Source organism: Gemmatimonadota bacterium (assembly GCA_026706845.1).
GTDB lineage: Bacteria > Latescibacterota > UBA2968 > UBA2968 > UBA2968 > VXRD01.
Genome location: JAPOXY010000183.1, coordinates 1 through 14,298 on the forward strand (window position 1 = coordinate 1; position 14,298 = coordinate 14,298).

The following is a 14,298-nucleotide window of genomic DNA, read 5'->3' on the forward strand; positions in this document are numbered from 1 at the left end:
GGAACTCACCTGGGGCGAGTATCATAAAGCCAAACAAGGTAAGCATCTTGCTGCCTCTGGTCTCACGGTCTTTCTCCAAGAGTTCCTCCAGAAATACCAGACTGCGAGATCTCCAAAAGAGAAGATGGTCCTCATAGACACCTTCATTCATAGGTATCATTGGGAACTTGAGGGAGGACTGACTCGGCCTGGAGCCACAGATTTAATTGGAGGAAGACAGCATGAAATTATAGATTTTCTAAACAAGCTTTCATATGGCGAAAAGAGTAGCCCTGAAATCTTAGCCAATAGAGCAGAATGGATTCAGAAGGTTAAAAAAAGCCAACAGCATCGCAAAACAAAAAGAGAGGAACGGCAGAAAAAAAAGGAAGAGCGGGAGAGAAAGAAGAACTTAAAGAGAAAAGTTAGACAACAGATGTTGGCGCAGAGGGACAAATCGAGTAAGTCATGATTTTTCACCGAGTTGTGTTCAGTTGGGGGTGAATCTGAAGAATTGAGATGGAACCACGCTATCCCAGATATAGAGACGAAACGGGCCCGCTGCCTGATCAGCCAGAAATTATGGATCTCTGCAAGCGATTCTGGGATCTGGAAGTAACCAGCGTCCGCAGGGCGAATTCGCGGTGCGTCTTCTTTTGTGATAGTCTGCGGGACGGACGCGTTGTGTTCCGCGTGAATCCGGGATGGGACGGCTCGACCCATCCCAAAACCATTGTGGAGTTTGTTCGACACCTTGCTGATCGCGGCGCGCCGTGTCCTGACATCCGTCCAACCACGGATGGTAGCCTCTACAAGTCCGTTCGAGACCTGGTGATTTCGGTGGAGAGTTTCTTGGAAGGAGAGGTCGTAGACCGCGTCGATACTCTCCGCTGAGGAAATGCAGCGGTTCGTGGAGGGGTACTTTTCAGTCCGGCCTCCCTCAGATGATGAACGTACCGCACTCCCCTTCATCTTCGCGGCCTACTATGCCAAGCGCCTCTGCCAGCTCCACCGGAAATGGGGTCCGAAGTCGCCTAATCGGAGAACCTGGGGATTGGAAGACCGAATACTCGCTCTCCCGGATGCGGCGATTCGTATGGGCGAGGCTGCAATCGAAGGCATAGATTGAAAGGCGAGAATCAGCCAATCCGATGCTCGCCGTCCCCCAACCGCTTCGTGGTTCGGGAGTACTGAAACGTTATGTGACATAGGAATAGGCGAGTTGGAACACGCACATCCACGAAAACCTTGGCCAACGATCCGATCAGCCACTGCGGTGGACGCCGAAGTCGTCACACGTATATATATCGATTCGTGGAATGCAGGATTCGGCGAACTCATCGAGCAGTCCAATCGCATCGTCACATCAGAACTCGTTGAGCGTTGGCGCGGCGATCTTGCGAAGTCTGCCCCGCACCGGTGGTGGGTCGCAGAGCATACGGGTAAAGTTGTCGGTTTTGTCGGCATCGGTCCCAGCCGCGATCCCGTTGACGCCACATTAGGGGAACTCGATACCATCGCCATTGATCCCTCGTATTGGCGCCTCGGCATCGGCAAGGCGTTGGCCTCGCTCGCGTTTCGTCATCTCGTTGCCGACGGTTATAATGAAGCGATAGTTTGGACTGTTAAGGGTTATGAACGCGGGATCGCCTTCTACGAGGCGATGGGGTGGAAACGTGATGGCGGTGTTCGAGACAACGGACGCCAAATCCGGCTCCGTCGCCCATTGTCTATCTAGATTACCGCTCCAATGGATAGTGGAGGAGTAAATGCAAATCGACATCATAAAGAAGCGTGTTCAATGATTATGATAGATTGTGATTTTCCGGGTGGGAATATCATCGCTGAGCGAATTGACGGTGATGATGTGTTTGTTCGGCAGGATCTGCGCGATACGGATCGCGACTGGTTCTACTGGTATTTTCGGGTGCGTGGCGCAGCAGGCCGATCCGTGCGGTTTCACTTTACCGGCAGCAATGTGATTGGCACGCGTGGTCCTGGGATGAGTGAAGACGGTGGGGTGACGTGGCGCTGGTTGGGTAATGATGCAGTAGATGGACAGTCGTTTGTGTATGCGTTTGCGAATGACGCGGATGATGTGCGGTTCAGTTTTGGGATGCCGTATGTGCAGGCCGACCTGGACCGGTTTTTGGCGTCGTATGTGGATTCGGACTATCTGGTGGCTGAGACGTTGTGCGAGACGCGCAAAGGACGTGATGTTGAGATGTTGTATGTGGGGCGGCTGGACGGTGGGGCGAATCTGCGCGTGTTGATTGCGGCGCGACACCACTGCTGTGAGATGATGCAGTCGTACGTGCTGGAAGGCATAATGGCGGCGATACTTGGTGAGGGTGATTTGGGGCGTTGGTTTCAGGGACGGGTTGAATGTCTGGTGATTCCGTTTGTGGATAAAGACGGTGTGGAGGATGGCGATCAGGGGAAGAATCGGAAGCCGAGGGATCACAACCGGGATTATGTCGGGGAGAGTGTGCATATTGAAACGGCTGTGATTCGAGAAAGGGTGCCGGATTGGAGCGCTGGCAAACTAAAGGTAGCGATTGATCTGCACTGTCCGTGGATTCGTATGAATCGCAATGAGACGATTTATTTGGTGGGGTCTGAGTCAGAAGTCCCCTGGCAGGAACAGATGCGGTTTTCGCATATTTTGGAAGCGGAACGAACGGGAGGCTTGCCCTTTTTTGCAGCGGATAATTTGCCCTTTGGCGTGGAGTGGAATACGGCAGAGAATTATGCAGCTGGCAAGAGCTTTGGGCGGTGGGCGGGTGAATTGCCGGGCGTTCAATTGGCAACGGCAATAGAGTTTCCCTATGCCAATGTGGGCGATCTGGATACGAGTCCAGAACTGGCGCGTGTATTTGGACGCGATCTGGCTGCAGCGTTGAAGGTATATTTGGAGACGATGGTGTGATGGTGCGATCGCGTTGGCGAGTTGGCCCCATCGAGGTGCTGCTGACAATGCAGATTACATATCAGGACACTACCGACGGAATTGGATCAGATAATCTAAAGGGGTTCTTTGTCGGATGGCCTAACCCTCCCTCCCCCGAGGCGCATCTAAGAATCTTAAAGGGAAGCGACTACGTGGTTCTTGCAGTCTCTTCTGAGGGGAAGGTGATTGGCTTCATCAGCGCCATCTCAGACGGTGTTTCGTGCGCCTATATCCCACATCTTGAGGTGCTGCCGGAATGGCAAGGGAAAGGCATCGGATCGGATCTGGTCAGACGCATGATTCGAAAGCTCAAAGATCTCTACATGATTGACCTGATCTGTGACCAGCAGGTCCAGAGATTCTACGAGAGACTTGGCTTCGAGAAAGCTCGTGGAATGATCGTGAGGAACTTTGGGCAGCAAGCGTGTGACTGATTTGAATTTTGAAGTCACTGAAGATTTCCGGCTACGTGAGCGGAGGAGTAGTTAGTGGATCAGATTCCACCAAAGGAGAAAATTCAGGAGGCCCTTTGGTCAGCCTGGCAGTTCGATGGTTCTCTCATACCGGTACCGGGCACGGGGCGCCTTTTCTCATTCAAGAAGAATGGGGCGACGTTCTTTGCACGATTGAACTGGGCACGGGGTCAGTTCTGTCCGGAGGAAGTTGTCGAGTTCCTCAATCATCTATCAACAAATGATGCCCCTGTCCCCCAGATTGTCCCCACTCTCTCCGGAGATTTGTGTATCATGATCGGAGATGCTGTTGTACTCTCCGTGGAAACTGATCTCAGTGGGGAACCTTGCAGCTCTCGTCACCTCCACCGATTGGGTGCGGTGGGACGTGGACTTGCTAAGATTCATCTGGCATCGGAGAAGTTCGAAAAATCCAGGATGCGGAAGAAAGATCTCACTGGCTTTGTGGAGGTCAGACTCCGGCGAGCACTTTCCCGTTCTCTTCCTGGCGATCTCCGCGACGCCATCAAGACCCTTCATACCGAGTTGCAAACCACCTACAAGCACCTAACACGAACATCAGTGCGGTGGATGACAACGCATGGAGATGTCTGGGGTCCCAACGTCCACACGGATGGAGAGAAAGTCGGTTTCACCGACCTCTGCAGCTCTTTTGCGCCAGCTACTGTAGATCTTGTAATGGTCCAACACAGATGGCTAATGAATGATCTGACTGGGGGACGATCTCTGTTGGAGAAAGAGATGCTGGATTTCCTACGAGGCTATCTTTCTGAGAGACCACTCTCAGTCGGAGACCGGGAAACATTTGGAGTCGTCTGGGCGGCCTACTATGCTGATCAGTTGTCGCACTATATTGAGAAACCAGGAACGGTGAAAGACTCCGTGCTCTCACGCTTTGACTTCGAAGGGCAGATTCGGAGACTACCGTTAGCGGTGGGTGAGATCAGATCACTGCTATAGAGACGACCAACACGCCGTATAACAGCTACAGAATCTGCAGGAATCTCCCGAAGAGAGAATCGCCAACTTCACCATTGCCTTCGTGTGTAAAGGTGAGGCTGGCCGCTTCGTCATGTCACACACCCTTCACCGCGGACGAACGCACGGAGCTCACAGCCGATGTCAAATCTCAAATACTTCCATCGCGACTGGATTGAACCTACTACTGAGAGCATCGAAACGGATGTCTGCATCTACGGCGGCTCGTCAGGGGGTATCGCTGCAGCCGTCACAGTCGCACGGGCCGGGCTACGTGTAGTCATCCTCCAGCCGGGCCAACACATCGGTGGCATGACAACCGGCGGACTCGGGTGGACGGACTTCGGCCGTAAGTACGTTATCGGTGGACTGAGCCGATCCTTCTACAACCAGGTCGGACGGCACTACGGACAGAATGAAGAGTGGCAGTTCGAGCCCCACGTCGCCGACGCTATTTTCGATGCGTGGATTTCGGAAAACGGTATCGATGTCCGGTACGGTCAGTATCTGGACGCCGTCGAATCTATTGATCGACGTATCGTTTCCATCACGCTCCTTGGCGGGCTCCGGGTCCGCGCCAAGATCTTTATGGACTGCTCCTACGAGGGGGACCTGATGGCGAAGGCCGGCGTCTCCTTCCATGTGGGGCATGAGGCGAATGAGATCTACGGTGAGACACTCAACGGCATCCAGGTGCGGGAAAAACATCAGTTCGGTCTTACCGTCGATCCCTACGTGGAACCGGGTGACCCGGACAGCGGGCTGCTGCCTCAGATTGAGGAGACCGATCTGGCGACACGACAGGGCGAGGGCGATCACCGTGTGCAAGCCTATTGCTTCCGCGTATGCATGACCGATGATCCTGCGCTCAAGATCGACTGGACTAAGCCAGACGCGTTCGATCCTGCCCAGTATGTCCTTGCGACGCGCTGGTTCAACACTGTGGGCGGAGATAGCCAGAATCCGAATCACAGCGCCGACCCGGTTGCCCACATACGCGACAGCGGAGTACCCGGGAAGTTCGACATCTTCCCGAACAGAACACCCGGCGGCTACTGTAAAACCGATACCAACAACAACGGCCCCATCAGCAGTGACTTCATCGGGAGATCGTGGGGATGGCCCGCCGCCAGCTATGAGGGGCGGGAGGCCATATTCCAGGCGCACGTCAATTACCAGCGCGGTCTCTACTGGCATCTGGCCAACGAACCGGCGATTCCCCGGCGCGTGCGTGACGCCTACAGCCGCTGGGGGCTATCCAGTGACGAGTTCACCGATACCGAGCACTGGCCGCATCAATTGTATATCCGCGAGTGTCGCCGGATGATCGGCGACTACGTCATCACTGAGCACGACTGCTACCAGAAGTCAGTCGCAGAGGACTCGATCGGGATGGGTAGCTACACCATGGACTCGCATAATTGCTCCCGATTCGTACATGTCGAAGGAGGCGTGGCACGTGTCCTCAACGAAGGGGATGTGCAGATCCCCCCGACCGACCCTTATCCCTTAAGCTACCGGAGTATCGTGCCAAAGAGGGGGGAGACAGCAAATCTGTTCATCCCCGTATGTTTCTCGGCCTCTCACATATCCTACGGTAGCGCGCGCATGGAGCCGGTCTTCATGGTCCTGGGAGAGTCTGCTGGGCTGGCAGCAAGGCTGTGTCTGGATGCCGATTGCGACACGCAGGATCTACCGTACGATGAGTTACGCCCCGAGTTGTTGAAGGCAGCGCAGATCCTCGAGTTGCCCGACACCCGGTAGAGAGAAGAGCCCGAAGGTCGCTTATGTTTCTTAGTGAGTGGGCTCACATCTTCGGCAGTAACAAATTTGAACCTAACTATGATCAATCCATGGCTGACAATTCCTGCTGCTGACTACAAGATTCACATGGAACATAAATCGGTGCGGCAATCTGAAACGCAGCCGCATCGGGCAATCGATTTTCTGTCAGCTTCGGCAGCAATGAGGACCGTGCCACTCACATTGTCGCACGTCGAAAAACAAGAGAGTCTAACCGTCGTGGTCGACTTTGATTCGAGACTGCACACAGGCGTCGTCGATAGTATCGAACACTTCTGGAAAACACAGGGCAATGTCAAGGATGTCACAGTGTTATCTACCGACGTCGTCTCAAAGAGCGAAGACTTGGCGCCAGGGAATGTTGTCCTATACGGCACCTTTGAGATACGAGAAGACAATCCTGTATTCCACGCCTTTCGGGGCACATGGATTGGCGAGCTTCTCCGCAAGGAGGCCCCTCATTTTTCGGGTGAGGTTGGCGGCTTGGTAGTAGGAAAAAACCCATTTTCAGAAGGATCATCAGTTATTGTTGTGGCCACCTCACTGGATCTGCTACCGCAACTGCACGAACACTACGATGGTTCAAAGTCTTTTGTCTCGGTAGTAAATGGCCGCCTCGAAACCGTAATGATATATGATGCTGGATTTAATAGAATAGACCCGGGCATCGACTTGAAGCTGGCTTTGGAGGATATGTGGTACTTCTTTCGAGTGGTCGAAGAAGCGCATCCTCACCCACTCATGAACATATCACCAGAAGGATACATAGATCTGAAGAGGAACGCCCAAGAGTCGTTAGAAAAGGCTGCTGATAGCAGGAGTATCGTAACGATCTCAGCATTGTCGGTCGAATTGGCAAAGGCAGCGGCGGCATTTCAAGATGGACACACAAACCACTACCTGGATCTTCAGGGGGGCTATTCGGATACAACCCGTCGCATGTTGCCTTTCAAGCTGTCCTACCAATTGGGGGCCTTTTACGCGGATCAATTGATCGAGAACGAACATCGTCGGAAAATCGTGGCGATAGCCAACAAAGATCCGTTCGATTTCCTGCAACCTATCCTTGCAGCTATTTCAGGCGAAAAGCTGGACAAAAAAATCACATCGTTTGTAGCAAATCAGGGTGTTTATTGGTTTTACTTTGCTCCGATCGATGAGCCTCGGTTAGCGCTAACAACGGTAGATCGAACCGGAGAGACTATAGAAGAGATGCTCGACCTGGTAACGATGTCAACCTACCAGAGTTCGATAGTTTCGACTGACAAGGAAGAGCGTGTTGAGGATTTTCATGAATACTACCACAACGGAGATACATGCTACTATCGTTTCGATAGTTTTCGCAACTCCAAAAAACAGAAAGCATATGCTGACGATCTGTTCGCTGAGATTCGTTCAAATGGTACCAAGAATTTTATAATTGATCTTCGGTTCAACGGCGGCGGAAACTCGGCCTACGGGGATTATTTGCTGGATTGTCTAACCGTCAAGCCATACAGATTCACAGCAAGGATGGATGTTAAGTTGTCGGAGCACCTATACGAACAACATGAGTATTACCGAGCTTTCGACGAACTTACGGGCCAAACGATCACCCGACGAGCCGGGCTCCGAAATCCGGAGGATCGAGGCAACAGATTCGAGGGCAACCTCTACGTACTCGTTGGGCCAAAGACGTTTTCTTCGGCGGGAGGTTTGGCCGCTATAGTCAAGGACTATGAACTGGGTACCTTGATTGGCGAGGAAGTTGGTGCGACACGGCAAACATTCGGGGAAAATCTCCATAAGAGACTCCCTCATAGTGGGTTGGGTTTCAATGTATCGTGCAAACAGTTTTTCGCTCCTATACCTCAGTTTGGCGATGAACGTCGTGGTACCTTACCCGACATCCCGATCAACGAGCAGGTCTTCACGACATATCCCGATTCGGATGACCCGGTATTATCCTACGCCTTGGATCACATCGCTTCTAGATGATCACGAGCCGAACTGTCCACGTCATATATTAGCACGTTTTGCGCTGCGGCACTGATCGCGCCTTGGCCTGCGACAATCCCGTTGGGGTTCGCAAGCCGTAAAACGTTAAATGTAATGCGAAATACATCTTACCGGGATCACTCCAATGATCAGAACTGCAAAATCTGAAGAAAATGAAGAGTTGAGTAGCCTTGCAATGCGCTCAAAAGCGCAACGAAGAGATCAAAAACTTTACTTCAAAGACGAAATAGGTTGACTGATACAAGCGAAGATGATTAGACTCTCTCTTGAGGTTTTCACAATACGACGGACCGTTTAACGATGCCATCGCATTACGTAAAAGCAGGCGTTGCCGGGGTGATTCTCAGAGGCAACCAAATTGTAATGGTTCGCCGCAAATACGGGACACACAAAGGAAAGTGGAAGAAAGATCTCACTGGCTTTATGGAAAGTACTCACTACAACCTCATCATCTACGGCGGCAATCCCGCAGGCCTTGCCTGTGCAGTTCGAGCTGCGCGTGAAGGATTGACCGTCTTGCTCGTCAATCATACACCCCACATCGGTGGACTGCCAGCCAATGGGATGGGACTCTGGGATACACTTTACGAAGGCTGGCGATCGCCCATCTACAATGAGATGCGTCAGGCGATTTTCGATCATTACCGCAATACCTATGGAAAAGATTCACCGCAATACGCAGCCTGCCTGCCCGGCGAAACGGGCCACTCCAATGGCAAATACGAAGCGCGTGTCTTCGAACAATTGTCGGAAGAGATGATACAGGCAGAATCAAATATTACCCTGATCAAAAGCCATTACCCTACCGATATCGAACAAGCTGACCGCTTAATTACAGCTATCACATTCACAGAAATGAATCGCGATGCCAGCTTCCGAGCTACCGGAGATATCTTTGTCGATACTTCTTACGAAGGCGATCTTCTACCCTTAGCCAATGTCGCTTTCAGAGTCGGACGTGAATCCAAAGACGAATTTAACGAACCTCACGCTGGTCGCATCTTTATGCGATTTGCAAAGGAGCTTCCCGAGTCAGAACAACACATGGCCGACATTGTTGCATCGCTAAACCTGAGGCAATTTGGTGGTGCGATGGAAACCATCATGCCCGATAGCACAGGCGAAGGCGATGGTGTTGTGCAAGCCATGAACTTTCGCACAGCCCTCAGCAGCGATCCCAACAATCAGGTCAAACCAGAGCCACCAGAAGACTACGATCCCACACGCATCAAAACCTTACTCCAATCCCTTGAAGTCAACAGACCTGATCGCGGGCAAGATGGCGGACAATTTCCCAACAACAAAAGCGACTGGAACCGACCACAACTTATTGAAGGTGCGACCGACTATGTCCACGGCGACTGGCCAACCCGTCAGCGCATCTTGAAAGACTTCTGGAACATCGTTATTGGCATTTTGTATTTCTTTCAAAACGATCCCGATGCGCCCGAAAACATGCGCGAAGCCTTTGCTCAGTGGGGGCTGGCCAAAGACGAATTTCCCGACAACAATCACATGCCCTGGGAGATCTATGTGCGCGAAGCCCGTCGTCTCGAAGGGCGTTATATGCTCACCGAGCACGATGTTCGCCTGGCCAAAGGCATAGACAGAGCGCCCATTCACTCAGATACGATTGCTATTTGTGAATGGTACACGGACGTTCACGCCTGCCATCCCGAACGCGTCAAAGACAGTCGCGATGAAGGCAAAGTCATGCTCCACAAGCAAACCGTCCCTGGCCAGATCCCTTATCGAAGCCTGCTCGCCAATGAATTAGACAATTTCCTCGTCCCAGTCTGCCTTTCTTCCAGCCACCTCGGGCAAAGCGCGATTCGTCTGGAGCCCACCTGGATGCAAATTGCCGAGTCTGCTGGTTATGCGGCCGTCCAGGCCATCAAAAACAAACAGACACCGGCCGACATTGAGATCGATCAGCTTCAACAAACCCTGGCCGAACAAAATTCCATGCTCACATTTCTCAATGATATTGACCTTGACGACAACTATGCACACAACGCCGCTATACAATGGGCAGGTACAAAGGGATTCTTCGATACATACGATGCCAGACCGCAGGATAAACTCGACCAGCACACAGCGCATCGTTGGATCGATGGTTTTGTCCAGTTGTGTGGCGAAAAACTCGACACCAATACACTCGCACATTTAACCCGAGGTGAAGCCTGCCAAATCCTTTACGATTCCTATTTTCAACAACAATAGAGGCCAGGAGTTTTCCATCCAGGATCAACACGTATCGGCAGATTTTAGAAAGGAATTCGATGTATATCCATCCACGCTCTATCAACGACAAAGTCTTTGACGCCTGGCGCAGTCCCGGCCGCTTTACCAAAAACCCCGACATCATTCGCCTCAAATCCGGTCGCCTTCTGCTCGTTTATTCCGATACCGAAGCCCACTGGGGTGAAACCACCCAAATCCTCACCATCCTCTACAGCGAAAACGATGGTCAAACCTGGGACAAACTGAGCGAAGTCGCAACTGCTGATCGCAGCAAAGGCGATGAGCGTCTCGTAACACCGCGCATAAGCCTCTTAAGTGATGATCGCATTGTTGTCATCTGCGACCACGACGACTTCAGCCATTTTCACGAAGACCAGCCCCCCGGCAACTGGCTCTGGTGGAGCACAGATGAAGGCAAAACCTGGGACGGGCCTTACAAACCCAACATCAGAGGCTTTGAACCCGATCGCATCATGGAACTGCCCGATGGACGTCTTACCGTGGGTAGCCACATCATGTTTCGCGAAGCTCAAGAATTTGCTGAAATCGCAACCTTTTCATCTGACGGTGGCAAAACCTGGGGCAATGAGGTCACTGTTGCCCACGATGGTTATAACCGATTTTGCGAAGGCGCAATTGTCATCCTCGACGGCGGCAAAGAAATCGCCTGTGTCATGCGCGAAAACCGCTCTGGAGGTGTGCCCAGTTTTGTAGCTTTCTCTCAGGACAATGGGCGCACATGGAGTACCCCTCAGATGTGTCCTTTTGCCCTCCATCGTCCGTATGTCAGACAACTCGAAGATGGCCGCTGCATGGTCACAGGTCGCCACGTCAACGGCGGTCTTGGCTGTTATGCCTGGATTGGCGACCTCAAAAAAGAAGCGGGGACATATGCCATCGGTGGTCCCCGCAGAAAATACAGTGCAACACGCAATGAAAATGGTCTCACCATCCATCACAAACCCGAGCACGAATGCCGTTACAGCCTCCTCCCGCCACAGGATCGCTTCAGTACCGTCGACTTCGAAGCTGAAGTGCAAGTCGAAGGCCCACCGGGAGAACCCATTGCCTTTATGTCTTGTGGCAGCATTGGCGATATCCTCTACATCGGCTCTGACTTCATTTCCCTGGGTAGGCTCGAACGCACCGATTTGCATAAAAAAATCGACTTTTCACAACCACGAAAAGTCGCTTATCGCCACAAGGGCGGCCTCTTGCGCATACAGGTTGATGGTGAAGATATGATTTACCGAAACGTCTTCCGCGGAGAAACACACATCTCAGACCATACCTCATCCCGCCCCGATATGCGCACCATGTTTGGCCAATGGAGTGACACGGGCAGTAGCACCTGGACATCCGTCAGCTTTTCATCGCAAAATCGAACCTTCGATGACTGGTCGTGGAACTGGTCTGCCTCCTCCGGTGAATACCCCGATCAATATCAGCGCGACCGCTTCGTTCAAATCCATGCCAACCATCCTGATCAAGAACCCCGTCCTGATCACGGATACTCATCCTGGCTCACCTTACCCGATGGCCGCATCATTCTGGTCGATTACACCAATTATGGCGACGAACCTAATAAAAGCCACATCGTAGGCGTATTCATTGCCCCAGAAGACATTGCATAGGCGATTTGCAGACCATTCCAAATTACGAAGGGAGTAAGGAAATGCCTGCGACAAAAGCAGAAAATATGGAGCATATGAAAGACGATGTAGATGTGCTCGTAGTTGGCGGAGGCACAGCGGGCACGATTGCTGCCATACAAGGGGGTCGCGCGGGACTTCGCACGGCTCTGGTTGAATCTGGCAGTCAACTCGGCGGTGTCACCACAACAGGCGGCGTTTCCTTCCCCGGGCTTTTTCATGCCTGGGGAAAGCAGATTGTCGCGGGCATTGGATGGGAACTGGTTATAAAAGCAGTAGCACTTGACAGTGGCCAACTGCCGGATTTTTCAGTCTTCTCTCCTGAGCGCCATTGGATGCACCAGATACGCATCAATGGCCCTGTATATGCGGCACTTGCAGAAGAAGCCTGTACCCAAGCAGGTGTGCAATTGCACTTTTATGAAATACCGACGCAAATTTTAGAAACAGACAGAGGTTGGAAAATCGAGACTGTCGGAAAAAACCTGCGGCGCACCATCCTGACCAAACAGTTAATCGACTGCACCGGCGGAGCAAATATTGTGGGCAAGATCGGTTTTCCTCGTTTGCGCGAAGAAGAAACACAACCGGGCACATTGATTTTTAAACTGGGTGGTTATGATGTTGATACGCTGGACGAAGATGTCATACAGAGACAGTTTATCGCAGCCATGAAAGATGGCCGATTACAACACGGCGATGTAAGCAATCCGCGCGCACGGTTCATCGGCTACCTTGGAAAAGGCGGAGAAAATGCCCAGCATGTATTTGGCGCTGATGCATCGACCTCTGACAGGCATACAAAAACCAACATTTCAGGGCGACAATCTTTGTTGCGGATTTTGCGGTTTGTACGTTCACTGCCTGGATGCGAAAATGCCCGCGTTTTAAAAGCGCAGGCAGAAACCGCTGTGCGCGAAACCTATCGCATTGTTGGAGAGGTGCAGATAACCCACGATGATTATACCAGTGGCCGACATTTTGAGGACGCTGTATCGTACTCTTTTTATCCAATTGACCTCCATGACAAAGACGGTGTAAAGCCCCAACCTCTGTCTGAAGGCACAGTTGCAACAGTTCCACTACGCGCACTGATCCCTAAAAACAGTCATAATTTACTCGTCGCTGGACGCAGTGTGAGCAGTGACCGACTTGCAAATTCTGCTTTGCGAGTACAGGCATCCTCAATGGCTATGGGACAGGCAGCGGGTGCCGCAGCAGCAGTATCTGTGCGTTTGGAAACAACACCCCGCGACGTTCCGCTTTCTGATTTACACGATCTACTTGCGCGACACGGTGCAGTTGTCCCTAAAAAAGACATCTAAAAACAAAGGCCGAACTTTTTATGCCTGAAAAACCTGATATTATCTGGATTTACTGTGACGAACTGCGCACCGATGCGCTGGACTGTTATGGGCATCCCAGATTGCAGTTGCGCACGCCAAATCTCGACCGTTTGGCATGCAGCGGTGTGCGATTCACAAATAACTTTTGCAATGCGCCTGTTTGTGTTGCCTCCAGATATTGCACGCTAACTGGTCTCTATCCCGAAGACACAGGCGTGTACAACAACGAAGGTGCATGGCCAAATTTCCGGTTGCCCCGTATCCTGCAAACTTTCCCTAACGTATTTTCACAGAACGGCTATTCAACTGCCAATTTTGGAAAGATCCATGTTGCCCCCGAAATACGTCCAGGTGCCAATCCAGAGCATGAAATCTTCCAATACCACGACGGAACAGGTGGTGAAATGAAAATCTGGGAACATCTTGGCGCAGACGCTGTGCAGATGATCCGCTCGCCCTACGGCGGCATGAACGGCGGTATTTTCCCAGACGGTGAACCCTATCCTCCCGACTCAGTCGTTGAAAATGCTTTACACTGGCTCCAAACGGCAACCTCCCCTTATCTCGTGCGCATTTCCCTTCTTCAGCCCCACACACCGGTATTACCGCCAGCACAATATGTAAAGCTTCTCGACGATCAAGACCCCGGCCTGCCCGATCCGCTGCCTGACACCCTCTCTGCATTTGAAAAACGCGTTGCCGAAGTTTTTGGTGTGGCCAGAATGGATCCCGAAAAACTCCGTGCGGGACGCCTTCACTACTACGCACAGGTCGCCTGGGTTGACACTCAAGTCGGACGGGTCTTAGAGTTTCTTGAGGAAACTGGACGACAGGAACAAACCCTCATCATATTTGGTGCGGACCACGGCAATCCA

General features: G+C 52.0%; 13 protein-coding genes. All 13 read left to right on the plus strand.

From position 1 onward, the window contains the following. The coding region (locus OXG87_17030; protein ID MCY3871256.1) for a hypothetical protein at positions 1-451 on the plus strand (451 nt) is incomplete at its 5' end. A 47-nt stretch (positions 452-498) separates the two neighbouring features. After that, positions 499-873, plus strand: coding sequence for a hypothetical protein (locus OXG87_17035; GenBank protein MCY3871257.1), 375 nt, complete (start codon positions 499-501; stop codon positions 871-873). 4 nt (positions 874-877) lie between these two features. Next, positions 878-1,108, plus strand: a complete 231-nt coding sequence (locus tag OXG87_17040; GenBank protein MCY3871258.1) for a hypothetical protein — start codon at positions 878-880, stop codon at positions 1,106-1,108. A gap of 93 nt (positions 1,109-1,201) precedes the next feature. After that, the gene (locus OXG87_17045) at positions 1,202-1,717 is read left to right on the plus strand and encodes a GNAT family N-acetyltransferase (protein ID MCY3871259.1); all 516 of its coding nucleotides are present in this window, start codon (positions 1,202-1,204) and stop codon (positions 1,715-1,717) included. Positions 1,718-1,780: 63 nt separating this feature from the next. After that, complete coding sequence (locus OXG87_17050; GenBank protein MCY3871260.1) at positions 1,781-2,908, plus strand: peptidase M14; 1,128 nt, start codon at positions 1,781-1,783, stop codon at positions 2,906-2,908. Positions 2,909-2,961: 53 nt separating this feature from the next. Beyond that, positions 2,962-3,363 (plus strand): GNAT family N-acetyltransferase, encoded by a 402-nt coding sequence (locus tag OXG87_17055; GenBank protein ID MCY3871261.1) that lies wholly within the window; start codon positions 2,962-2,964, stop codon positions 3,361-3,363. A gap of 54 nt (positions 3,364-3,417) precedes the next feature. Continuing rightward, positions 3,418-4,362: a phosphotransferase gene (locus OXG87_17060; protein MCY3871262.1), complete on the plus strand. Its 945-nt coding sequence runs from the start codon at positions 3,418-3,420 to the stop codon at positions 4,360-4,362. A gap of 159 nt (positions 4,363-4,521) precedes the next feature. Further along, complete coding sequence (locus OXG87_17065) at positions 4,522-6,144, plus strand: FAD-dependent oxidoreductase (GenBank protein ID MCY3871263.1); 1,623 nt, start codon at positions 4,522-4,524, stop codon at positions 6,142-6,144. A 78-nt stretch (positions 6,145-6,222) separates the two neighbouring features. Continuing rightward, positions 6,223-8,160: a S41 family peptidase gene (locus OXG87_17070; GenBank protein MCY3871264.1), complete on the plus strand. Its 1,938-nt coding sequence runs from the start codon at positions 6,223-6,225 to the stop codon at positions 8,158-8,160. A 321-nt stretch (positions 8,161-8,481) separates the two neighbouring features. Beyond that, a complete protein-coding gene (locus tag OXG87_17075) occupies positions 8,482-10,404 on the plus strand; it encodes an FAD-dependent oxidoreductase (GenBank protein MCY3871265.1) in 1,923 nt (640 codons plus the stop codon). A gap of 59 nt (positions 10,405-10,463) precedes the next feature. Further along, entirely contained in the window at positions 10,464-12,059 is a 1,596-nt protein-coding gene (locus tag OXG87_17080; GenBank protein MCY3871266.1) for a sialidase family protein, read from the plus strand. A gap of 41 nt (positions 12,060-12,100) precedes the next feature. Then, positions 12,101-13,402, plus strand: coding sequence for an FAD-dependent oxidoreductase (locus OXG87_17085; GenBank protein MCY3871267.1), 1,302 nt, complete (start codon positions 12,101-12,103; stop codon positions 13,400-13,402). A gap of 20 nt (positions 13,403-13,422) precedes the next feature. Continuing rightward, the coding region (locus OXG87_17090; GenBank protein ID MCY3871268.1) for a sulfatase-like hydrolase/transferase at positions 13,423-14,298 on the plus strand (876 nt) is incomplete at its 3' end.

Bases quoted from the DNA above. Each gene is read 5' to 3' on its own strand.
- OXG87_17040 (MCY3871258.1), top strand. From the start codon at position 878: ATGCAGCGGTTCGTGGAGGGGTACTTTTCAGTCCGGCCTCCCTCAGAT.
- OXG87_17050 (MCY3871260.1), top strand. From the start codon at position 1,781: ATGATTATGATAGATTGTGATTTTCCGGGTGGGAATATCATCGCTGAG.
- OXG87_17075 (MCY3871265.1), top strand. From the start codon at position 8,482: ATGCCATCGCATTACGTAAAAGCAGGCGTTGCCGGGGTGATTCTCAGA.
- OXG87_17080 (MCY3871266.1), top strand. From the start codon at position 10,464: ATGTATATCCATCCACGCTCTATCAACGACAAAGTCTTTGACGCCTGG.
- OXG87_17065 (MCY3871263.1), top strand. From the start codon at position 4,522: ATGTCAAATCTCAAATACTTCCATCGCGACTGGATTGAACCTACTACT.
- OXG87_17035 (MCY3871257.1), top strand. From the start codon at position 499: ATGGAACCACGCTATCCCAGATATAGAGACGAAACGGGCCCGCTGCCT.
- OXG87_17070 (MCY3871264.1), top strand. From the start codon at position 6,223: ATGATCAATCCATGGCTGACAATTCCTGCTGCTGACTACAAGATTCAC.
- OXG87_17085 (MCY3871267.1), top strand. From the start codon at position 12,101: ATGCCTGCGACAAAAGCAGAAAATATGGAGCATATGAAAGACGATGTA.